This is a genomic window from Pseudonocardia parietis, from assembly GCF_017876315.1.
Lineage (GTDB): Bacteria > Actinomycetota > Actinomycetes > Mycobacteriales > Pseudonocardiaceae > Pseudonocardia > Pseudonocardia parietis.
Genome location: NZ_JAGINU010000002.1, coordinates 259,666 through 281,542, shown reverse-complemented (window position 1 = coordinate 281,542; position 21,877 = coordinate 259,666). Strand labels below are relative to the sequence as shown.

Sequence of the window (21,877 nt, the reverse complement as noted above, 5' to 3'; positions counted from 1 at the left end):
CCCGATCCAGTTGCTCACGGTAAACAGCCAGGCGGCGAGCCACACGACCGTCCGGTCGCGGAACATCCGGTGACCGATGGCGACCAGCGGCACCAGGTACAGCAGGTTGTACGCGACGGGCGCCCAGGTGAGCGCCGCTGTCGGATCACCGACGCCGGTCGCCTGCCAGAGGAACGCGGTCACGGCGAAGAACGCCGGCCAGTTCTGGTAGGCATCCAGGTTCGGATCGACCTCGCCCCGGTTCACGATGTAGTCGGCGATACCGATATGGCGCCACGCCACGTGGAACCGCATCTCTGGCTCGGCGACCACGCCCAACCCATGAAGTACCAGCACGGTCGCCATCAGCGACAGAACGATCGCTCCCGTCCGTCCGCTACGCAGCGCCACCGAGAAGGCCAGCCCGACCAGGCCGAACCCGATCCAGGCCCCGAGCGGCAGGACGGACGCGAGGCCGACGTCGGTCATGGCCAGGAGCGGAAGATCGGTGATCGACCTCCACCAGACGACGACTCCACACAGAACGAGAAGCGCTACGGCGAGATCGACGCGAGTGATCTGTGGGGTGCACAGCGCGGAGAGCGCATCGCGCCACGTCCGCGCCGGTCGACGCCGGCGCAGCGGCCGGGTGACGGGGACGGCCGGTTGTGCCCGCGTGTCGGTGTCAACCACGGCGCACCCGGCGCATCAATGAGCGGGACCGGCGCACGACGGTCCACCCGTTCGTCAACGCCCGGTCGATCCGAAAGACGCGGTGGAGCTCCTCGCACGAGGCGATCCGGCGGAACAGGGCCGGCGATGTCGAACGCCGCACGGTGAGCCGAGGAACCGCGAACGGGTCGGCGTCCCGCTCGGCGACGGCGTTCATCACTGCTGCGGCCTGCTGGTAGCCCGCTTCCGCTGTGGCATCCCTGACGCGGCGGCTGGAGTAGCCGAACGGGTACGCCAGACTGGGCACCTCGATACCGAGCCGATCCTCGAGCAGCGACCGGCCGTGGATCAGCTCGGCACGCAGAGCGCGATCGCTGAGTTGGTCGAGTTCCGGGTGGCTGTGGCTGTGTGCCGCGACCTCCAACCCGGCGTCCGCCAACTCCCGCACCTGCGTCCACGCCATCATGCGATCCAGCGGTCGGCCGGCGGCCTCCATCCCGGAGTCCCGGAGCCATCCGGTCGTGACGAACACGGTGGCCGGGAACCCGTGCTCGGCGAGCAGCGGCAACGCCTCCTCGTGCACGTCGGCGTACCCGTCGTCGAAGGTCAGCACGATCGGCCGCTCGGGCATGTCGCAGGCATCGCGCCGGGCGCGGTTGCACAGGTCGGCGAACGTGAGGCCGGTGAAGCCGTTCTCGCGCAGGAATTGCAGGTGCGAGCGCAGCTGCTCTGGCCGGACGGAGAGGTTCCGCGTGGTCGCGGGTGGATCTTCTTTGACGGAGTGGTACATCAGGATGGGGACCACGTTGGTCACGGGGCGGCCCCCCACCACCTCTGCCGGGCACAGCCGACCGCGTACCCGGCGGTCGCATAGGCGACTCCGGTGACGATCGCGCCCGCACGCCGGAACCCGTTCAAGCGCCCGGCGAGTCCCTCGCGGATGCCGCGGACGACACCGCGCCGCAGAACGACGGTCGTGTACGTCCGCTCGGCCGCCAATCCGTCCTGTACACCGACACTCTGCGAGACGAGTGCCTTGGACAGGCCCTCGGCATAGCACCGTGCCCGGAAGTAGGCGAAGCGCTCGCGAATGAGGGGAACACGGTGGTGGATCACTGCGCGCGGTTCGAACACGAAGCGGCCACCCGGCCTACGTTGGCTCGCCCGGATACAGAGCTCGGTCTCCTCGCACCCCAGGGGGCGTCGCTTGTCCGAGGTCCGACCGATGTGCGTCGGGAACCCGCCGACGAGGTCGAACACCTCCCGCCGGAACGACGCATTGCCGCCCAGCAGGTTGCGCACGACGCCGGGGTCCCGTCCGACGAACGTGCATCCGACGACCCAGTCGAACTCAACGGGCCACCACTGTGGACGGTCGGTTGCCCACGCCGGGAGCGTCAGGCCGCCGACACCGAGGACGTCGGGATCGGTGAATGACTGGGCGAGCGCAGCGAGCCGGCCGGGCTCGGCGACCGCGTCGTCGTCGAGGAACACGACGACGTCACCCTGGGCCAGCGCGATACCGGTGTTCTTGCCGCCGGAGAGGCCCCGCGGGCCGAGGTTGTCGACCACGGTCACGTCGAGCTCCGCGGAGAAGCGGTCGCGCAGGTCCGGATTGTGGTCGACAACCAGGATCACCTCGAGGGGGGCCGGAATCTGCGCCTTCACCGATGCCACGGCCGCCAGCGTGTCGTCCCACCGGTTGTCGTCGAACGCACAGATGATCGCCGACATACTCGGTGTGAACGGATCCGGGGAAGCCTCCCCCGCACCGGAGGAAAGCACCGCAGCCGAGAATCGACCGAACGGCTCATCACGAAGCATCCTGCGCAACTCCCCGGTCTCGATGGGCGAGTCTGGACCAGTGGCGCCGGGACCGCAGGCCGACGGAGGGGCCGGACGTGAGGTCGGCGCCGTGGTGAGGCAGCTGAACGGCGCGGCCGAGCAAGGCGTCGGCTGGATGCCGGCCTGGGGCGATGGTGTCGTTCGCTGGAACGCCTGCAGGCAGGGGGAGCTGCCTCGTCCGGCGGCTCCGGGGACCTGCCGTGATGCGTTCGGAGATGATCGTCCTCAGGACGCGCGAGCCGTCCGCGAACGTACGGAGGTTGGTGTCGCCGTTGATGCGCCGACGCTCCAGACTAGGGACCTCAGTGACACGCAGCCTCCTGGCGGCGACCCGGCAGCTCAGCACCGTCTCGATCTCGAAGCCGTCGCCCCAGAGCATCTTGTCGGCTGGGAGGTCGGGGACCTGCACGGGAGGTAGCTTCAGCTGCGGCAGGATCTGGCGCCAGAAGGCGTTGTAGCCGTAGCAGAGGTCGGAGAAGGACGTGGCGAACATCAGGTTCGCCACCGAGTTGAGCCCGGCGTTGCCGGCTTGGCGCAGCAGGCTGATGTCGTCGCTTCCGCACGTGTCGGCACCCGACCTGGCGAAGCGCGTGCCCTTAGCGTAGTCCGCGCCGTCGGTCAACGCTCGGACGAATCGTGGGATCTCGGCTGGGTCTGCGGAGCCGTCGGCATCGAACATGACCACGATGTCACCGGTGGCCGCAGCGAATCCGCAGACCAGGGCGTTGCCTTTACCTCTCCGGGTCTGTTGCAGGACCTTGATGCCGGGATGATGACGCCGTGCGACTTCGACGGTGCTGTCCGTCGATCGCCCGTCGACCAGAATCACCTCATGAACATCGGGAAGCTCGGGAAGGATAATCCGGAGGTTGGTGGCCTCATTCCGAGCAGGTATGACGATGGAGATATCGGGCGGTCTTTCGATCATGGGGGCACCTCTCACCGTGGGAGGGACGCAAGCACGAGGCGCTGTGCCACTCGACCAGTGGGTGCGGGTTCGTTACGGGCGCAACTACAGCGGGGGACGAAAAGGTGAATATTACGCTGTTCGGTCGAACACCGTACGCCCATCTGTCGAACTTGCCAGTCACAAACCGTGTGCGCTCATGCACATGCAGGGAGTCGAGCAGCTCCGTCGGCCGCGCGGATCCTCACGACCTCTTGAACGCCAATCCGTCCACGTGAAGTAGATCCGAACGTCAACAACCGGCTCCATGCCGGGGAGCCATCAGCGGGGACCACAAACTGGCCGTTGACAAGCGCTGCGTGCCGCCGAGGCGCCCTGGGCGGGACGCCTGTTGGGCACCTTCCTGACTTCGCGCGGGCGCGATGCGCGCTGGTAGATGGCGGTGAGCGTGTCATGGGTTCTCTCGACGCGGAGCGGAGAAGTAGTCGGGGTGCCTGGTATCGATCGAGGCTCGCAGGCGCCAGCTGGGTGTCGCTGGAGATCGGGTTCGCCTTCACTATTTCGGCTCGACGTTCAATGCGACCTCTTAACACAAATTGTCCCGCACACCTCCGGGGCGATGCCATCCACGCTGGATCATTCGGGTGAACATGCAGGAGCAGGAGTCGCCTCGCCATGCCGCCCCACCTCCAAGAATGTCGGGGCCGTGATTGTTCGAGATGGCGATCGCCGCGGCGGCGTCTGTAACGCGCAGACCGGGCACTTCGAGTGGATCCGCAGCCTGCCGGCTCGTCCAGCGGGCGCCTACAAGAGGTTACGAGGTATCACGCCGCGAGTTCGTGACACTGGTCGGATCTGACCGTTTTTTTCCAATCCATCGGTCCGATAAAGTAGAACTATCCGGAGAACGACGTGGACTGCGAATCCAGCCCCCGAGCGGGGCCCCTCCATGGCCTCCATGGTCGTGCAGAGATGCTTGCGCGTATACGGCTGGGGCAACCGCGCCCGTCGCCCTACCGGGAGGCGCGCGCGATATGGCGTCTGCCGATCCTCAGGTACCGCTCCGTCCCACATCACAGCCCTGAGACCGCGGCTGCAAGGACGGTGCCCGTGTCACTGCTCGAGGAGCACCTGCACTTTCTCACCACGACCGGATGGAAGCTTGTCGGTGTCACCGCGGCGCGGCAACTCCTCGAGGAGAACCGTTCCCGCCCTGTCATTGCCTTGTCGTTCGACGACGCGCTGCTGGACTTCCTCAACGCTTACGACCTCCTCCGGAGATTTGGCGCTCGCGCTACCCTCTACGTTCCGACCGGTGCAGTCGGGCGTCGAGCCTCGCGTTGGGAACCACGTGAGCGATCGCACCTCGGCTGGGACGAGCTCGCGCACCTGGGGAGAGCGGGCGTGGAGATCGGGAGCCGCGCAGTCAACGCTCGGGCCCAGAACGGCCTGCGTGTCGCGACAGACGAGGTCCAGGCCAGCAAGAACGAACTCGAGGATCGGCTCGGCTTACACGTTGAGTCCTTCTGCTACCCGGCCGGCGTCTCGAGCGCACAGATGCGGAGCGCCATCTCCCGCGCCGGATACGCCAGCGCATGCACGACCGAGTTCCGAGTGGCCAGCTCCGCGGACGACGTGCTCGCGCTACCGCGGCTCCGCATCCGCCCAAACAGCACCGGAGCCGGCATCGAGGAACAGGTACAACGAGACCGGGTCGGTTTCAGCCCGCCGATACGCCGGACCGCCAGCTCGGTGTGGCATATGACCTGCCGCACGGCCTCGCGGATCACCCACGGCACGCCGCAGGGATACCGAGCCCGGCGAGACTAGCGAATTGGGCGCATCGCGTAGATCGCCAGCCAATACTGACATGGCCGCGAGGTCCTCGTCCGACCCTGACGTTCGGCGCCGCCACCGCCCCAGCTCTCGAGCGGGATGTCGGATACGACGACACGGTCACCGGCGACACCGACGCCTGAATCCTGTGTGCGGTGGTGGGTCGATCAGCAGGACCCCGGCCAGACCTCCGAAGAGCTGGTCGGCCACCGTGCCGTGGTAGTGGGGTGGCACCAGCGGGTGGGCGCCAGCAGGGTGATCAGCAGGAATCCGATAGAGGTAGGAGAACGAGGAACGGGCTCGACCCGCACGAAGGGATTGCCCCAGTTGGCCTGCGGAGACCACACGCAGCCCGTGCGCGTGCAGATCGGTGAGCTGATCGAGATAGTTAATCGCCGTACGGCGAGCTCGTCGCCCGGCCGTAACCGCAGAGTCGAGCCCGGCGACGAGCCGTTGTAGCCCAGCGCTGCGGTGGGTTGTCCACCCAGGGTCGCGGCCAGCCGCGGTAGTCAACTCCACGGCCAGCCTGCCGTCGCGGCTGGCGAGCACACCCGGGTCGCGCCCGGGTCGCCTTGTGGGAAGCTGGGGCCGCCCGGGGGCTGGGGCCCCCGGGTCCAGCCAGCCAGCCAGCCGCGCCCGCCGTCAGCGCAGCAGCGCCGAACCCGGTCAACGTCAGGGCTCGGCGGCGACTGAGATGCCTGCGTTCATGTCAGCTCATCCCGACGACGCCGATACTCCTCGTCATCGATCTCGCCGCGCGCGTAGCGCTCGTCGAGGATCTGCCGGGCCGTGACCCCAGCCTCGAGGGAAGCACCGGGACCGACCACGGATCCGGAGGAGCCGCGCCCACGAACCAGCTGTGCCGTTCCATAAACCAGCAGCGACACGCCGAGCAGCAGGAGGATCGGCCAGAACCAGCCCCAGCCCATCATTGATCCACCCATCACAGTCGTGACCTCCTCGTGTTGACCTCACATCGCTGGCAGTTGTGAGCACCGCGCCGACGGCGGGGCTCAGGGCATAACGGCGATACTCCACCGCACGCACGTTGGTATACCCCAAGGGGGTAACGTTACTGTGGTCAGGCGCGACCCCTGGCACGCTCCGGCGCTTCGGCGAGGAGGTCAGGTACCCCATGCAGATCGCTCACACCGTCGCTCTCGACCATCAGCAGGCCATCAGTGCCGTCACCGCCGCGCTGGCTGAGCAGGGGGTCGGCGTCCTGACCACCATCGACATCAAGGCCGACCCGGGCGCTCTGCTCGGGATCGACTCCGGCGACCAGCCGAGCTCGGCGAGACCGCCACAGACGCTGGCGCACGCCCGCGCGGAGCCCTCGGCTCCTTGACCGAGTGAGTTCGCGGTCGTCACTCCGGTCCTGGCCGACCAGGCGGCGGGATTGGCCCGCCTCGCGGAGAGCCCATCCAGCACCGGACGAGGACGTGGCTTGCGGTGCAGCTTGAGGTGTGAATCTTCGCCCGATAGTCGCTCACACTCCTGCATAGGAGTGCAGCCCGGCGACCACCATGTTGATGAAGAACAGGTTGAACACGATCGTGGCGAAGCCCGCGGTGTTGATCCAGGCTGCGCGCGCGGTCCGCCACCCGGCCGTGGCGCGGGCGTGCAGATAGGCGGCGTAGAGCACCCAGGCGACAAAGGACACGACTTCCTTGGGGTCCCAGCCCCAGAACCGACCCCAGGCGGCCTCGGCCCACGCGGCGCCGGCGATGATGGCGAAGGTGTAGAGCGGGAAGGCGAGTACCGTCACCCGGTAGGCGAGCCGGTCGAGCGTCTCGGCCGACGGCAGCTTCGTGGCCAGCACGGCGGGCTTTTCGCTGCGCTTCACTATGAACAGCAGGCTCGCGACGCCGGATACCAGCAGCATGCCGGAGGCCAGCGTGATCGTGGTGACGTGGATGATGATCCAGTACGACTGCAACGCTGGCACCACGGGCGCAGCGTCGAGATAGAGCACCGTCCCCGCGAGGAACATCAGCAGCACGACCGGCGTCAGCACGAACACCCCGGCCGGACGGATCGCGGGATGCCGGTAGACCAGCACCAGCCACGCGGCGACGGCCAACATGCACAGCGCCGAGACGAACTCGTACATGTTGCCGAGCGGCCAGCGGTAGGCCGCGAGGCCGCGCAGTACGATCGACCCGAGGTGCAGCAGCACCGCGAGGATCATCAACGAAACGCCGATGCGGCCGTAGCGGTCGACGCGGGCCCGGCCCGGTTTGCCGCCGTCGGGCGTGAGGCCCGCTGGGGACGGCTCGACGACCGCGACCTCAGTCTCCCCGCCGGCCTCCGCCGCAGAAGCGCCGACCGCCACAGGTGCTTCCGACGTGCGCCTGCTGCGGGCGATCCGGCGCGACGCGTACTCCAGCGATGTGAATACCATCGCCAGTAGCAGCACGACGAGCGTCGCCTGGAACAGGCGGTCACTCCACATCGCGGTGATCGGGTCCACGAGCATGTCAACCGTCCTTGTTCTGCGTCGGTGCGAGCAGCTCGGCCGAGAGCCGGTCGAACTCCTCGCCGTAGCCCGCTCGGTCGGTGCGAGCCAGGCCGCCGAGCTCGACCCGGCTGCCCGTGGTGTCACCGTCGGTGGCCTGCACGCGCACCCAGAAGCGGCGCCGCTTGATCAACAGCGACAGAGACAGACCGCCCACCATCAACATCGAGAACACGAGCACCCAGACCTGCCCCGGGTCGTAGCCGACCTGCAGGTTCACCCACGGGGTGACGCCATCGAACCGGACGACGGTGCCATCCGGCAGCCGCACGGTGTCCCCGATCCCGAGCCGGTCCTGCGCGACCGAGCGCAGCTCACCGTCGTCGATCTTCTGCTGGTCCACGGCGAAGATCGACTGGCCGCGACCGTCGTCGATGCCGAGATCACCGAGCAGCACGTTGACGTCGGCGGTCGGTGCGCGCAGGTCGGGGTGCACCGAGGCCAGGCGGCCCTGCTGGTCGATCGCCCCGGTCGGGGCGAAGGTGCCGGTCACCGCGAGCTGGGTAGTGCGCCGGGCTTCCGGGTCGGTGACGCCGGGGCGCTCGAACTTGGTCGCGCCCTCGGAGAGCTGGGTGCCGCTCAGGTCGACCGGGCGCCACTGGACCTCCCCGGTTCGGCTCTGCCCGTCCAGCCAGGTGACGGTGAATTCCGGCGCGTAGCCGTAGCCGGTGAGGTAGATGCGGTCGCCGTCGGTGCGCAGCGGCTGGTTGATCGAGATGTCGGTCGGGCGCCAGCTGGTTCTGCCGTTGCGGAGATCTTCTCCGGTCTGGTACGCGACGTCCGCGCCGAAGGTGGCCGGTTGGCCGTTCGGCAGCCAGCTGCCGTTGAAACGGTCGACCCGCACGCAGAACTGGTTGAGGTCAGTGCCGTCGACGCGCAGCCCGGCCCGGAACGTGTCGTAGCCGAGGACGGAGGAGTTGCAGAACTCGGTGCCGTCCGCGCGGATGATCACGTCGCCCTCGTAGCCGTACATCTTGCCGCCGGCCAGACCGAGCAGGATCCCGATCAGGCTCAGGTGAAAGACCAGGTTGCCGGTCTCACGCAGGTAGCCCTTCTCGGCGGACACCGTCCGGCTACCGTCGGCCTCGCTGCGTTCGACTGTTCGCCAGCCACGCAGGAGTGTGCGGGCGCGCCCGAGCACCGCTTCGGGAGCCTCGACCGAGGCGCCCGAAGCGTGGTGCGGCAGCCGAGACAGGTTCCGCGGTATCGCGACGGGTGGCTGGCGCATCCCGCGCCAGTACTCCCGCGAGCGGGGCAGCACGCACCCCACCAGCGAGATCATCAGCAGCAGGTAGATCGCGGCGAACCACGGGCTGGCGAACACCTCGAATCCGCCCAGTGCCTCGACGATCGGCGCCGCGGTGGGGTAGTCGGCGTAGAAGTCGTCGACGAGGAACGCGTTGAGTGAGCGCTGCGGGAACAGAGCGCCCGGCAGCGCGGCGACGGCGAGCAGGAACAGCAGCACCAGCGCGGTGCGCATGCTCGTCACGCCGCGCCAGGTGTTGCGCAACAGGGCCGCCCCGGCCCGGAAGGGCCCGAGGCGCGACGGGGGCTCGCCGCCGGAGCTGGTCTGCGGCGTCGTCGGGGGTGCGGTAGGTGGTGAGCTCATCTAGATGGGCGGGGTGAACCCGGCGATCGAGACCTGCAACTTCACCAGCCACTGTGCCCACAACCCGGACACCAGCAGCACACCGACTGTGACCAGCAGCACGCCCCCGACGACCTGGACCGCCCTGGTGTGCCGGCGCAGCCAACCCAGCGCACCAACGGCGCGGGTGGCACCGAGCGCGATGAGCACGAACGGGATCCCCAGCCCGGCACAGTAAGCGAGGATCAGGACGATCCCGCGCAACGAGCCGCCCCCGGTCCCGGCGGCGACGGCAACGACCCCGGCCAGGGTCGGGCCGATGCAGGGCACCCAGCCGAGCCCGAACACCGCACCGAGCAGCGGCGCACCGGCCAGCCCGGCCCGTGGCGCCCAGTGCGCGCGGTACTCGCGCTGCAGCGCCGGGATCAGCCCGGCGAACGCCAGCCCCATCACGATCATCACGACGCCGCCGATGCGCTGCAGCACGGCCTCGTTGTCGATCAGTACATCGGACAGCCAGACCACACCGACCATGACGATGGTGAACACGGTGGTGAAGCCCGCGATGAACAGTGCGACCGCGCCGACAACACGCCAGCGGCCGTCGACGGGCCGTGTTCTAGGCGAGCCCGCCGTGTCCTCCGCCGCCGGCCCGGTCGGGTTGCCGGCAGCGGCGCGGGGAGCGCCCGGGTCGGCGAGCGCCAGTACGGCCTCGGCGTCGGTACCTGTGCGCCGGGCGGCTGCGCGGGCACGAGCCTCGGCCGAGGTCACCGGCGGTGATTGCGCGCCCACCAACCCGGCCAGATAGGCGAGATAGCCGGGAACCAGCGGCACGACGCACGGCGACGCGAAGCTCACCAGCCCCGCCGCCACCGAGACCAGGGCCGCGAGTACCAACGGCCCCGACATCGCGAGAGTTGTGGTCGCGCCCATCAGTCACGCGCTCCACCAGCGCGCGGGAGCGGTCGAGATTCAGCGTTCACGGCCTGTCCCCGCTTCGTCGGTCAGCTTGGCGATCAGCGGCAGCAAGTCCGAGCTCGACACCGGGGTCAGGAACACCGCCGCCACCCGAGCCTCGCGGTCCAGCACGATTGTCGAGGGCACCACGTTGCGCGGATACCCGTCGAGCCGTGCCAGGCTGCGGCCCGAGAAGTCATAGATCGAGTCGTAGGTCAGCCCACGGTCGGTTTTGAAGTCCAGCGCAGCCTGCCGGTCGTCGCGAACATCGATGCCGAGCACGACGGCATCGCCACGCGTGGCGTCCTGCACCGCCTGCAGCTCGGGCGCCTCCACCCGGCACGGGCCACACCACGAACCCCAGATATTGAGCACGCGGACCTTGCCGGGGAAGTCCGCGATACCGACTTCGGTCCCCGGGTTCATCAGGCTCTCGCCGCGTAGGTCGGTGATCCGCTGACGGCTCTCTGGCGGGTCGTAGGCGATCCGCGTCTGTCCGCCGGGTGCCACGAACTGAAACTCCTGTCCCGGCCCCGACCCGGCCGCGTCCCGGCCAACTCCGCAGCCGGTCGACAGCAGAACCGCCATGGCCGCGATCGCTGCAAGAGCGGGGCGCACCTGGCGCCCGTGCGTGCTCACCACGCCGCGCTGGTGGGAAAATCTGCGGTACGCCGCCACCTCGACCTCCTTCCCTCCGCAGTCCGAACTCCTACGCTCCGTAGAAGCTAGCTCATCGGTCAACACGCCGGGGATCGGACCCGGGTCTGCGACGACCTACGATGGCCCGCGGCGACCTCCGGGCCGCAGCTGACGCGGTCCGGCTCTCCCGCCGGAGACTGAGCACGATCAAGGGCAGCCCTTCCTGCAACGTCGTAGCCATCCCCCTGGCCGCGGTGGGTCTGCTCAACTCGATGATCGCCGGCGCGGTCATGGCGTTCAGCTCCGTCTTCGTCGTCGGCGACAGCCTGCGACTGCGCCGCTTCCGAGGACACGCGGACTGATCGGGTCCACCACGACGAGGTGGTGCAGCCGCCGAGTGGCTGCACCACCTCGCGCGCATCGCACCTGCCCAGGACGCCGCTCCCGGGACCACGGCGGCCGAGGCAGCTCGCGCGCTATGACGGTGTGTCGGCGACACGACGGGCAGCCCCCACGGCACGGGTAGGCGACCGGAAGAGGCGGGGCCACGGGTGGCGACGAGGCCGCAGCGGCGTGTCCGTCGGACAGCACGTCGGACAGCCATCTGCCGCCTCCGCCGAGCAGTCTGCCGGGCACGCCTGGACTCGGCAGGACCAATTGGCCGAATGTGATCGCCTTTCGTTAACCCTCCTCTTGTCTTTTCGGGCGATCATTTTACCTTCCTCTTGCTCGGCCGACAGTAGAATGGTGATCTCCGCGACGCAGCGGGAAGCGCAAAGCAAGTCCGGCGCCACTTATTCGTGAAGCTGCACGGAAAGTGGCGCTGGCCTGTTGGGGGAGATCTCGTCGTGCGCACAGAGAGACAAGCGGAGATCACCCGGCCGCTGGCTACCCTTGCGCGGTACCGCATACGCCTTGGTGGCCGGCCGGGCCGTCATCGATGCGACTCGCGAGGGCGCGCGAGCAGTGTTAACGCAGTGTGCTCGGTCATAGATCGTTTCGGCTCTTCCATGCTCGTCGGTCCGAGCGGAGGGATCTTGCGGCAGCGAGTGAGGACCACCGATCCGATCACCGGCCGCCCGAGAATCGTAGTGGAGTCGGACACGAGGATCGGAATGCCCAGCAGCGTGCACAGCGTACGGATCGGGCCGTGCATCCGGCGTCCGGTCGCTCAATCTGATGGCGCGGTGCCGCGGGACAGCACCGGAGAAGCGCAATGACCCGCTGGGACCAACTCATTCGGACACCCGACGATGATGTTCGGACGGGCCTGCGAAGCGGTCCCGGCACGTCGGGATCCACCGGGCTGGAAGTGGGCAGCCCTGGACTCGGACGGATCCTGATCGACCAGGACGAGCCACAGGGCAGGCGGGCGCACCCGACCGAGCGACTTGAGGCTCTGTTTGAGGCGCAGTGCGAGTGGTTGGTCCGATTCGGTTGCGCCGACCGCTCGGCCGTGGACACCCCGGAGGGTGTCCTCTCGTATCTGGACCTGGACGACGAGGCAAACCGCTTGGCCCGCTACCTGCGGCTGCACCACATCGGCCGTGGGGACAGAGTCGCGCTGCTACTCGGCGGCTCAGCTGATTTCTGTGTCGCGATGCTCGCCGTGGCCAAGGTCGGTGCCGCCTACGTTCCACTGGACGTGCGACTCGATGGCGATGACGTGGTCGCCATCATCGCTGATGCAGGCGCGCAGTTGGTGCTCACGACCTCGACAGTCGCGGCCGGGATTCCCGAATTCGATGCGCGGACGGCGACGACCGTGGTCGCGCTCGACCTCGCCGGGCGTTTCATCGCCGAACAGAGTTCACGACGCTTGCTGGCCGTTGAACGCGGCGTGCCGGGCGGGCCGGTCGCCTACATCGTCTACAGCTTCGACACCGACGGACGTCCGCACGGAGTGGCGATCGACCACAGCAGCGTATGCAACTTCGTGCGTGTGGCAGCCGAGGTGTATGGCATCGTGCCCGGTGACCGGGTGTTCCAGGGGCAGTCACGGGCGTCGGACCTGGTGGTGGAGGAAACCTGGGTGCCGTGGGTCGCCGGAGCCACGGTGGTCGCTCCACCGGCCGGGTCGAACCTGCAGGGAGACGCCTTGTGGCGCTTCCTCGGTGAGCGATGTGTGACGGTGCTGCGCAGCGACGCCGCGACACTGGCTGCACTCGACGAGCGTCTGCTCGCGCTGCGGCTGGTGCTGTCGAGCGCGTCGTGCCCACCGGAGGTCATCAGGCGCTGGCGCCGTCCCGGACGTCGGCTGATCGGCACCTACGGTCCGCCCGAAGCAACTGTGACCACCACCTGGACCGAGCTGGAGCCGGGCCGGCCCCCCTCGCTCGGAGTTCCGTTGCCGACCTACAGCGTCGTCGTGCTGGACCTCGAGGATCCGCGCTCCGCGCTACCGCGCGGTGCGACCGGCGAGATCGGGATCGCCGGGATCGGCCTGGCCCGCGGCTACGTTAACCGTGACGACCTGGCACAGGCAGCGTTCGTTGCCGATTCACTGGATGTGCCCGGCAATCCGTCGCAGCGGATCTTTCGCACCGGCGACCTGGGCCGCATCACCGCCGACGGGCGTATCGAGTACCGAGCCCGACTCGAGGAAGGGGCATCGGCACGTGGCCGTCGCTTCGAGCCGGCGCCCCCGAACCTGGAGGCCCTCACCCCGGAGGCACCCACGACGCAGTCAATGGCGGTAGAACACGCCGCACCGATGCCCCCCGTCCTCGCACCGGGTGCCGGCACCGCCCCCGCCGCCCCCACCGGCGCTGAGGCGCTTCTGGGCGAGGTGCTTGCCGGGGTGCTGGACCGCGAACGGGTCCCCGTCGACGCGAACTTCTTCGACGACCTGGGGGCCGACTCGTTGCTGATGGCAAAGTTCTGCGCCCGGGTACGCACACACCCGGACCTACCGTCGGTGTCGATCCAGTACATCTACGAGCACCCGACACTGCGACGCCTCGCCACCGCTCTCGCACTACCGGCTGAGGCACCGGCGCCGCCGTCGCCGGGCGTGGTGGAGGAACAGTTGGCCGAGATCCTGGCGGAGGTACTCGACCGTGACGAGGTTCCTCCGCAGGCGAACTTCTTCGAGCTCGGCGCGGACTCGTTGGACATGGCCAAGTTCTGCGCCCGCGTCCGCAAGGACCCCGAGTTGCCGACGCTGTCGATACAGGACGTCTACAGCCATCCGACCCTGACGGACCTGGCGGCGGCCGTGGCCCCCGCCGCCGACGGGACCGCACAAGCGGCGCAGGACCTGGCGGTGCAGCTCGGCGAGGTCCTCGCCGCGGTGGTGGAACGGGAGGTGCCGGACGAGGCGAACTTCTTCGACGACCTGGGCGCCGACTCCCTGATGATGGCGAAGTTCTGCGCCCGCGTCCGCAAGGACTCCCGGCTGCCGACGCTGTCGATGGAGAACGTCTACGCCACTCCGACGCTCGTCGGCCTGGCCGCCTCGCTCGCCCCGGCCGCACGAGGTGATCTCACCGCGGCGACTCCGCCGGAGGAGCCGGCCGTCGTGCTCGACCGGTGGGCCTCGGTCCGCCGGGTCGGCACCGCGGGATATGTCCTGTGCGGCGCGCTCCAGGTCGCGTTCGCCGTGGGCTGGTCCTATCTCATGGCGTTGGTGTTGTTCTGGGGCTATGAGTGGTTCGTCGCATCGCCGACCCTGCTCGATCTCTACACGCGGGCGGTCGTTGTCGGCGCAGCGAGCTTCGCGTTCCTGTGTCTGTTCCCGATCGTGGTGAAGTGGGTGCTGATCGGTCGGTGGCGGCCCCGCTCGATCCGAATCTGGAGCCTGGGCTATGTCCGATTCTGGATTGTCAAGACGCTGGTGCGGATGAACCCTCTGGTTCTGTTCCGCGGCTCACCGCTCTACGTGCTGTATCTCCGTTCGCTCGGCGCCCGGATCGGCCGCGACGTGGCGCTGTTCGCCCAGTCCATGCCGGTGTGCACCGACCTGCTGTCCATCGGTGACCGCACGGTGATCCGCAAGGACGCGATGTTCTCTGGCTACCGGGCCCGCGACGGTCTGATCGAGATCGGGTCGGTCACCCTGGGCGACGATGTGTTCGTCGGCGAAGCCACCGTGCTCGAACTCGGCACGCGCATCGACGATGGCGGCCAGCTCGGACACACCTCCGCATTGCTGAGCGGGCAGGTGGTCCCCGCCGGCGAGCGTTGGCACGGATCACCGGCCCGCCCGGCCGGGGTGAACTACTGCACCGTCCCGCCCGCCAGGCCCGGACTCCCCCGCAAGATCGTCTATTCGCTGGTGCAGTTGACCATCGTCCTGGGCCTGGCCCTCCCGCTCGCCCTCGGCGGCATCGCGCTGCTGCTGCGCGAGGTTCCGCAGCTGACAGCGCTGCTGTTCCCAGGTCCGGAGGCGTTCGTCCACTGGTACTTCTACCTCGAGATCCTCGCTCTGAGCTTCGTGCTGTTCTTCGGCGTCCTTCTCGTGGCGTTCCTGGTGATGATCACCGTTCCGCGCCTGCTGGCTCGCGCGGTGCGGCCGGACCGGGTCTACCCGCTCTACGGAGTGCACTACTTCCTGCACCAGACCGTCGCGTTGCTGACCAATAGCATCACGTTCACGATGCTGCTCGGGGACAGCTCCGCGATCCCGCACTACCTCCGGGCCGTGGGCTACAAGCTCCGGCCGCTGGTGCAGACCGGCAACAACTTCGGGATGCTGATCAAGCACGAGTCGCCCTATCTGACCAGGATCGGCACCGGCACCGTCGTCGCCGATGACCTCTCGATCGTCAACGCGGAGTACTCGAACACCTCCTTCCGCCTGTCGCAGACCACGATCGGTACGAACAGCTTCTTCGGCAACCGGATCGTCTACCCGTCGCAGGGCAGGGTCGGGAACAACTGCCTGCTCGGCACCAAGGTCATGATCCCCCTCGACGGCCCGGTCCGAGAGGACGTCGGCCTGCTGGGCTCACCGAGCTTCGAGATCCCCCGCACGGTTGCCCGCGACGCACAACTCGAGCTCGGCGAGCAGGGACTGCGGCGCGCGCTCCGTGGCAAGAATCGGCACAACGCCGTCACGATCGCGCTGCACCTGATCGTGCGCTGGCTCTATTTCTTCGGGATCGCGATCCTGGTCCCCGGGATCGCGATCTGGGAGGTCACGCTCGGCGCTGCCGAAATCCTGGTCGCGCAGGTACTGATCACCGTGCTCACCGTCGGGTGGTTCACCGCGGTCGACCGGTCGGTGCGGCGACTGCTCCTGCGGGCGCCGAAGGGGTGCTCGATCTACGAGCCGATCTTCTGGGGGCACGAACGGTTCTGGAAGGTCCCCGCTCCGAGCTACCTGCTGCTGTTCAACGGCACCCCGTTCAAAGGGCTGCTGTTACGCATGCTCGGCATGCGGGTCGGTGCGCGCCTGTTCGACGACGGCGCCGCGTTCGTCGAGCGGCCATTCATCAGCCTCGGTGACGACTGCACGCTCAATGAGCGCAGCATCGTCCAGAACCACTCCCAGGAAGACGGCGCGTTCAAGTCGGACTACACCGTCATCGGGTCGCGGGTCACGCTCGGGATCGGCGCCTTCGTGCACTACGGCATCACCGTCGGCGATGACGCCGTGATCGAGGCCGATTCGTTCCTCATGAAGGGCGAGGAAGTCCCCGCGGGCGAGACCTGGGGCGCCAACCCGGCCCGCGAGCTGCCCACCAGATCCATTCCGACGTCGGCATGAGCGCCGACCGCGCACCATGGGGAGTCGACATGACCTTCTCATCCCGGCCTCCCCAGAGCGTGGAGCTCCAGGTCGAACGCCGCCCCGGCACGCCTGCTCTCCTGCAGGTCGACCCGGACGACCCGTTGCAGTGGGCATTCGAAACGAGGCGAGCGCTCCGTAGCGCCGTAGTCGACCACGGCGCGGTGCTGGTCCGCGGTCTGGGGCTCTACGACTCGATCCTGGCCGGCGACGTGGTACGGATGCTCGCCGACGACCTGATGGCCGAGCGTGAGGCCTTCGCACCGCGGGTGCCCTACACCGACCGCGTCTACTCGACGACTCGGTGGCCACGCGGGATCCCGATGTGCCCGCACCACGAGCTGTCGTACCGCGACTGGTTCCCCGCTTCGATGATGTTCGTCTGCCTGTCCCCGCCCGTCCTCGGCGGCGCCACAGTCCTCGTCGACTCCCCCACCGTGCTCACGGCCTTGCCCGCGAGTCTGGTGAAACGTTGTGAGCGTGAGGGATGGATGCTGGTGCGCACCTACAACGGCGACGTCGGTCCGTCCTGGTCAGACGCCTTCGGTATCGGTGACCGACACGGCGTCGAGGACTACTGCCGAGCACACTCCATCGAGTTCGAGTGGCGCCGCGGCGGACAGCTCCGCACCCGGCAACGCCGCCCGGCCGTTGTCCGGCACCCGATCACGGGAGTGCGCTGCTGGTTCAACGAGATCGCCTACTACAGCGAGTGGGTCTTCGGCCCCGAAACAGCCCACGAGTTGCGCGACCTGCTCGGGCCCGACGGGCTACCTGCCACCACCTGCTTCGGAGACGGCACCCCCATCGGCTGGGACCTCGTTTCCCACATCATGCAGGCATACTCCGCCAACGCCGTCCGCGAGCCCTGGCAGAGCGGTGACCTCCTGGTCGTCGACAACATCCGCACTGCCCACGGCCGTGATCCCTACACGGGGCCGCGGGAGGTGCTCGCTGCGATGGCTGACCAGTGCACACTAGCCGAGTAGCCCAGCGGTCGGGTCGGGGTCCTGCGCAGGATTCGCGCCTTCCCGCCGTATCGGGTTCCGCCATCACAGGACCGCGCGGGCACGGCTATCGCCTGGCGATGCCGCTGCCCGACAGCGGAGGGTCCGATCGATGAGGTCGCGGATCGTGGCACTGGCTGTCACCGCTGCGGCCTTCGCCGTGGCACTGTTCGGGATACCGCTGGTCGTCGGGCTGGCCGAGTTTGCGGTGGCGGAGGAGCGCTCCTCACTGCAGCGTCTGGCGGGGTTCGCCGCTCGCACGGTGCAGGAGGACATGACCGACGATCTCGTGCCGAGACGTCTGCCGGACGGACCCGGCGAGGCCGCGATCGCCCTCTACGACGACGAGGGGACGCTGCTGCTCGGAGACGGCCCCGCGCACGGCGACGGCCCGGTCGAGTACGTCCTCGGCGACCGTACCGGGCCACCGCCGGTCGAGGACCTGACCGTCGCGGTCCCGGTCAGCGACACGGGCGACGTCATCGGAGTGGTTCGTACGTCCACACCGCCGTCTCAAGTCTATGGCGCCCTGGTCCCCATCTGGCTGGGGATGGCGGGCCTCGCCGCTGTCGTGCTGGTGTCAGCGTGGCTGCTCGCGCGACGGCTGGCGATCCGTCTGTCCCGTCCGCTTGAGCGCCTGGTCGACGACGCGGGCCGGCTGGGAGATGGGGATTTCGGTATCACCCCGGATTCGACCGGTATCGCGGAGACCGACCGGGCGAGCGCCGCCCTCAGCCGAACCGCACGGCGGCTCGACGACCTCGTCGCACGCGAGAGAGCGTTCTCAGCGGAAGCCTCTCATCAATTGCGCACGCCCCTGGCCGGCCTGCGGCTCCGATTGGAGTCCGCTCTCGACCGGCCCGAGCGCATGACGACCGCAGAGATCGCGGACGGTCTGGGTTCGATCGACCGGCTCGAGCGCACGATCGACGAGCTCCTGGCACTGGCACGCGAACGTCAGACGACCTCAGCACCGGCCGATCTCTCCGCGCTGCTCGCCGAGTTCGACGAGGAGTGGCGTTCTCGCCTCGCCCTCGAGAACCGGAGGATCTCGATCCGGCTGCCGGATTCTCTTCCCCGGCCGGACGCATCGTCGGCCGCCGTCCGCCAGATCATCGGCGTCCTCCTCGACAACGCCTACTTCCACGGTGCCGGGGCGGTGTCGGTCTCCGTCCACGAGTTGGGCGAGAGCGCGATCGCGGTCGAGATCAGCGACGACGGGCCCGGTGTCCCGACGGCCGCCCTCACCGACGGACACATCGGGAACGGCATGGGCTTACCGCTGGCCCGTCGACTCGCCGAGAGCGAAGGCGGACGACTCACCGTCGGAACCGTCCCGTCGACGATGACGCTGCTGCTCCCGGTCGCGACCGAGACCCGCTCTCCGGCGCACCGAGACAACGAGCCGGTGAATCGACTGAGCTTCCCCCAGGTTCCCGGAGAAGCGGTGGAACCTCAGCATCATCCTGATTCCGGCCGGGGCGAGCCATCCACGGAGCCCGCGGTGCCGTCGCGGCACCAGGGTTGATCCGGCCGCCTCAATCGGTCGTCCCGCTCATGCGAACGCGTGCCGGGATCCAGCATGTCGCGAGGAGGCCGGCGCCCAGTGCGATCATGGCCGCTACGCCGAAGGCTCTGCCGAACCCCTCCCCCGAGCCGGTCATGAGACTTGCTGCCGCGATGCTCGAGACCACGGCAGTGCCGATAGACGCTCCGAACTCGTGAAAGGTGCTGACGATGCCGGACGCGACGCCCGACTTCTCCGGCTCGACCTGCCCCAGTGCCGTTGCCGAGGCGACGAGGAACAGCGAGCCGATCCCCGCAGCGGCTGCGCTCAGCCCGAGCACCATGCTGAGCGTCCCCGCCCACAGCGCGGGCACGGCCAGTCCGAGTGCGGCGAGAAGTAACCCGCCGAGCGCCAGTGCCCGGCCGCCGACGCGCGCCATGACCCATCCCGCGAGGTTGGCGCCGAGCATCGTCGCACCGGCGACCGGCAGGAACAGCAGGCCGGTCGTGAGCGCGCTGTGGCCCATCGCGTCCTGCAGGTAGAAGGAGCCGAGGAAGAAGATGGCGACCATGAGGGCGGTGGCCATCAGGATCACGAAGGTCCCCGACCCCACCGATCGGCGGGTCATCAGCTCGACATCCATGAGCGGGGATCGAACCCGTCGTTGCCAGACGACGAAGGCCGCATACAGTGCTGCGCCCGCGACGACGAGGCCGACCGTGACGGGGGCGAGCCAGCCCCGATCACCGGCCCCGATCAGAGCGTAGATGACCAGGCCGGTCCCGCCGGTGATCAGCACGGCACCCAGAACGTCGACTCCCTGGCGCTCCTGCACCGGGACCCCGGGCAACGCCGGGAGCATGCGGATCAGAAGGACGAGGATCACCGCGCCGACGGGGATGTTCACGAAGAAGATCCACGGCCATCCCGGCCCGCCGGTCAGGACTCCGCCGAGCAGTACTCCGACCGCGCCGCCGGCGCCGCCCATGGCGGACCAGATTCCGAGGGCCTTGTTCCGCTCCTCGCCGGCGAACAGGCGCACGACCGAAGACAGCGCCGCCGGTGAAAGCATGGCTGCGCCGACGCCCTGCGCGATCCGACTGACAATCAGTATCGCCGCCCCATCGGCGATACCGGCGGTCAGCGACGCGATCGTGAACACCGCAAGGCCGGCGAGGACGAGTCGGCGTGGTCCGATGAGGTCCGCAACACGTCCTCCGAGCACCATCAGTCCGCCAAACGTGAGCGTGTAGGCGCTCGCCACCCATGTCAGCGCGTCGCGGGACAGGCCCAGGTCGGCACCCATGTGGGGTAGCGCGATCGCCACGACGGTGACATCGACGATCAGCATGAACTGAGCAACTCCGAGCAACGCCAGCGTCCGCCAGCGTCCGGTGTGTGCGACCACTCTGGAATCCGGCGTCGTGCCGGGCGAGTCGGGCATGGCAACCTCCTTAACTCGTACAGTACTGTCAGAGTTGCCTAATTGCCGTTCTAAGTCAAACAGGTATGTTCGAGCTCATGGGAGCTGGCTCAGAGCAGATGGCCTCGGGTGGACCCCGGCGAGCGGACGCTCGCCGCAACATTGATGCGATCGTCGAGGCAGCGGTGGACTGCCTAGGTCGACGCCCGGAGGCGAGCGTGGCCGACGTCGCGAAGGAGGCCGGGGTCGGCCGGGTGACCGTCTACGGGCACTTCCCTTCGCGGGCGGAACTCGTCGATGCGGCCGTCGTGCACGTACTCGAGCAGGTGGATGTCGCCCTGAAGTCGGTCGATCTTCACGGTCCACCGCGGGAAGCACTGGCGCGCTACATCCGCGCCAGTTGGGAGCACACCGGTCGCTCCCTCAGTCTTGTCGCCGCCGCAGAGAAGGAACTGGCCTCAGAGCGGATCCACCGGCTCCATGAGAGGCTGGCCGAGCGTCCAGTACGCGTACTCGAACGAGGACAAGCTGACGGTGTGTTCAGCGATGACCTCCCCATCTCCTGGATGGTCGCGGTTCTGCATCGGCTCATCCACGGTGCTGCCGACGAGGTCGGAAGGGCGAACATCCACCCTTCCGATGCTGCGGAGCTGATCGTGACGACCGTGCTCCGAGCCTTCGCGCCGGGGCGCGTCGAGGTGTGATCGCGACTGACTGGGGCATCGTGTGTCGCGTGGGCACGCGAGGTCGGACGGCCGGCCAGCGGGTCATCGGTATCGACCCCGTCCGCGACGAGACCCTCGCCGTGACTGGAAGAGCATCGAGCCCAGGCGTGGGGCCGCTTCGTTGAGAGAGACGCCGCCCGCTGTCCTGCCTCATCGAAGGTGGTCCCGGAGCAGGCAGGCGCTGTCGTGTGTTGGGCACCAGAGAATGGGAACAACGGGTTCTGGCCCGATGGGGATGTCCTTCACGATCGACGGACAGAACTTCGATGCTCGACGGCGACGGTCAGCTCGTCGATCTCGACGCCGTCGAGGGGTGGACGATCAGACCCTGACCCCTTCCACCTGCACATCTGGCTGCCGAGGGAGACCGCAAGCGCCGCCACCTGCTCCAACGCGACGTACCAGTGAACAAGCCGGGATGCCTCGTCTCCCCCGGTGCCAACGACGCCGCGAGCGCGTCGAACCGCGCCAGCAGCGCAGCGGGTGCCACTGGTGCCTCGTACAGCACGGTTCGCCGTGCGACCACGTCCGCAACCGCTGAGA

At 68.4% G+C, this 21,877-nt stretch carries 16 protein-coding genes and 1 pseudogene; 7 read left to right on the top strand and 10 right to left on the bottom strand.

The genetic code is table 11. The features are described from left to right. From JOF36_RS35635 to JOF36_RS35620, 4 genes are all read right to left on the bottom strand, one after another. The coding region (locus tag JOF36_RS35635) for a hypothetical protein (RefSeq protein WP_210036651.1) at window positions 1-468 on the bottom strand (468 nt) is incomplete at its 3' end. A 196-nt stretch (window positions 469-664) separates the two neighbouring features. Further along, window positions 665-1,465, bottom strand: a complete 801-nt coding sequence (locus JOF36_RS35630; RefSeq protein ID WP_210036650.1) for a polysaccharide deacetylase family protein — start codon at window positions 1,463-1,465, stop codon at window positions 665-667. Further along, entirely contained in the window at window positions 1,462-2,385 is a 924-nt protein-coding gene (locus tag JOF36_RS35625) for a glycosyltransferase family 2 protein (RefSeq protein ID WP_210036649.1), read from the bottom strand. The genes JOF36_RS35630 and JOF36_RS35625 overlap by 4 nt, the downstream gene beginning before the upstream one ends. Window positions 2,386-2,464: 79 nt before the next feature. Further along, window positions 2,465-3,424 (bottom strand): glycosyltransferase family 2 protein, encoded by a 960-nt coding sequence (locus tag JOF36_RS35620; protein ID WP_085916912.1) that lies wholly within the window; start codon window positions 3,422-3,424, stop codon window positions 2,465-2,467. Between the two features lie 1,089 nt (window positions 3,425-4,513). Here JOF36_RS35620 and JOF36_RS35615 point away from each other — a divergent pair. Then, window positions 4,514-5,233, top strand: a complete 720-nt coding sequence (locus JOF36_RS35615) for a polysaccharide deacetylase family protein (RefSeq protein ID WP_210036648.1) — start codon at window positions 4,514-4,516, stop codon at window positions 5,231-5,233. A gap of 710 nt (window positions 5,234-5,943) precedes the next feature. Here JOF36_RS35615 and JOF36_RS35610 read toward each other — a convergent pair. Further along, the gene (locus JOF36_RS35610; RefSeq protein ID WP_210036647.1) at window positions 5,944-6,171 is read right to left on the bottom strand and encodes an SHOCT domain-containing protein; all 228 of its coding nucleotides are present in this window, start codon (window positions 6,169-6,171) and stop codon (window positions 5,944-5,946) included. 203 nt (window positions 6,172-6,374) lie between these two features. On the opposite strand from JOF36_RS35610, the gene JOF36_RS35605 reads away from it, so the two are divergent. Continuing rightward, window positions 6,375-6,587 (top strand): DUF302 domain-containing protein, encoded by a 213-nt coding sequence (locus tag JOF36_RS35605; RefSeq protein WP_085916883.1) that lies wholly within the window; start codon window positions 6,375-6,377, stop codon window positions 6,585-6,587. A 141-nt stretch (window positions 6,588-6,728) separates the two neighbouring features. On the opposite strand, the gene ccsB is transcribed toward JOF36_RS35605, so the two are convergent. Genes ccsB through JOF36_RS35585 form a run of 4 tightly spaced genes read right to left on the bottom strand, consistent with a single transcriptional unit; the run spans window position 6,729 to window position 10,890 of the window. Beyond that, complete coding sequence (gene ccsB / locus JOF36_RS35600) at window positions 6,729-7,718, bottom strand: c-type cytochrome biogenesis protein CcsB (RefSeq protein ID WP_210036646.1); 990 nt, start codon at window positions 7,716-7,718, stop codon at window positions 6,729-6,731. A 1-nt stretch (window position 7,719) separates the two neighbouring features. Then, on the bottom strand, window positions 7,720-9,366 hold the full coding sequence (gene resB, locus JOF36_RS35595; RefSeq protein WP_210036645.1) for a cytochrome c biogenesis protein ResB: 1,647 nt from the start codon (window positions 9,364-9,366) through the stop codon (window positions 7,720-7,722). Continuing rightward, window positions 9,367-10,278 carry a cytochrome c biogenesis CcdA family protein gene (locus tag JOF36_RS35590; protein ID WP_232021792.1) on the bottom strand — a complete coding sequence of 304 codons (912 nt, stop codon included), beginning with the start codon at window positions 10,276-10,278 and terminating at the stop codon, window positions 9,367-9,369. It abuts the gene before it with no gap. 39 nt (window positions 10,279-10,317) lie between these two features. Further along, entirely contained in the window at window positions 10,318-10,890 is a 573-nt protein-coding gene (locus JOF36_RS35585; protein WP_210036670.1) for a TlpA family protein disulfide reductase, read from the bottom strand. 188 nt (window positions 10,891-11,078) lie between these two features. Here JOF36_RS35585 and JOF36_RS35580 point away from each other — a divergent pair. From JOF36_RS35580 to JOF36_RS35565, 4 genes and pseudogenes are all read left to right on the top strand, one after another. Further along, window positions 11,079-11,303: pseudogene (locus JOF36_RS35580) on the top strand (hypothetical protein); the annotation flags it as partial. A gap of 1,094 nt (window positions 11,304-12,397) precedes the next feature. Further along, the gene (locus JOF36_RS35575) at window positions 12,398-16,651 is read left to right on the top strand and encodes a Pls/PosA family non-ribosomal peptide synthetase (protein ID WP_210036644.1); all 4,254 of its coding nucleotides are present in this window, start codon (window positions 12,398-12,400) and stop codon (window positions 16,649-16,651) included. Window positions 16,652-16,680: 29 nt separating this feature from the next. Further along, window positions 16,681-17,661 (top strand): TauD/TfdA family dioxygenase, encoded by a 981-nt coding sequence (locus JOF36_RS35570; RefSeq protein ID WP_210036643.1) that lies wholly within the window; start codon window positions 16,681-16,683, stop codon window positions 17,659-17,661. Window positions 17,662-17,806: 145 nt separating this feature from the next. Beyond that, window positions 17,807-19,207: a sensor histidine kinase gene (locus JOF36_RS35565; RefSeq protein ID WP_085915424.1), complete on the top strand. Its 1,401-nt coding sequence runs from the start codon at window positions 17,807-17,809 to the stop codon at window positions 19,205-19,207. Window positions 19,208-19,217: 10 nt separating this feature from the next. On the opposite strand, the gene JOF36_RS35560 is transcribed toward JOF36_RS35565, so the two are convergent. Then, entirely contained in the window at window positions 19,218-20,630 is a 1,413-nt protein-coding gene (locus JOF36_RS35560) for an MFS transporter (protein WP_085915408.1), read from the bottom strand. A 65-nt stretch (window positions 20,631-20,695) separates the two neighbouring features. Between JOF36_RS35560 and JOF36_RS35555 the strand changes: the two genes are divergently transcribed. Further along, the gene (locus JOF36_RS35555) at window positions 20,696-21,313 is read left to right on the top strand and encodes a TetR/AcrR family transcriptional regulator (protein ID WP_210036642.1); all 618 of its coding nucleotides are present in this window, start codon (window positions 20,696-20,698) and stop codon (window positions 21,311-21,313) included. Window positions 21,314-21,877 lie beyond the last annotated feature (564 nt).

Excerpts from the sequence above, each read along its gene's own strand:
- JOF36_RS35570 (WP_210036643.1), top strand. The coding sequence starts at position 16,681 with ATGACCTTCTCATCCCGGCCTCCCCAGAGCGTGGAGCTCCAGGTCGAA.
- resB (WP_210036645.1), bottom strand. The coding sequence starts at position 9,366 with ATGAGCTCACCACCTACCGCACCCCCGACGACGCCGCAGACCAGCTCC.
- JOF36_RS35625 (WP_210036649.1), bottom strand. The coding sequence starts at position 2,385 with ATGTCGGCGATCATCTGTGCGTTCGACGACAACCGGTGGGACGACACG.
- JOF36_RS35560 (WP_085915408.1), bottom strand. The coding sequence starts at position 20,630 with ATGCCCGACTCGCCCGGCACGACGCCGGATTCCAGAGTGGTCGCACAC.
- JOF36_RS35605 (WP_085916883.1), top strand. The coding sequence starts at position 6,375 with ATGCAGATCGCTCACACCGTCGCTCTCGACCATCAGCAGGCCATCAGT.
- JOF36_RS35585 (WP_210036670.1), bottom strand. The coding sequence starts at position 10,890 with ATGGCGGTTCTGCTGTCGACCGGCTGCGGAGTTGGCCGGGACGCGGCC.
- JOF36_RS35620 (WP_085916912.1), bottom strand. The coding sequence starts at position 3,424 with ATGATCGAAAGACCGCCCGATATCTCCATCGTCATACCTGCTCGGAAT.
- JOF36_RS35610 (WP_210036647.1), bottom strand. The coding sequence starts at position 6,171 with ATGATGGGCTGGGGCTGGTTCTGGCCGATCCTCCTGCTGCTCGGCGTG.
- JOF36_RS35590 (WP_232021792.1), bottom strand. The coding sequence starts at position 10,278 with ATGGGCGCGACCACAACTCTCGCGATGTCGGGGCCGTTGGTACTCGCG.
- JOF36_RS35555 (WP_210036642.1), top strand. The coding sequence starts at position 20,696 with ATGTTCGAGCTCATGGGAGCTGGCTCAGAGCAGATGGCCTCGGGTGGA.
- ccsB (WP_210036646.1), bottom strand. The coding sequence starts at position 7,718 with ATGCTCGTGGACCCGATCACCGCGATGTGGAGTGACCGCCTGTTCCAG.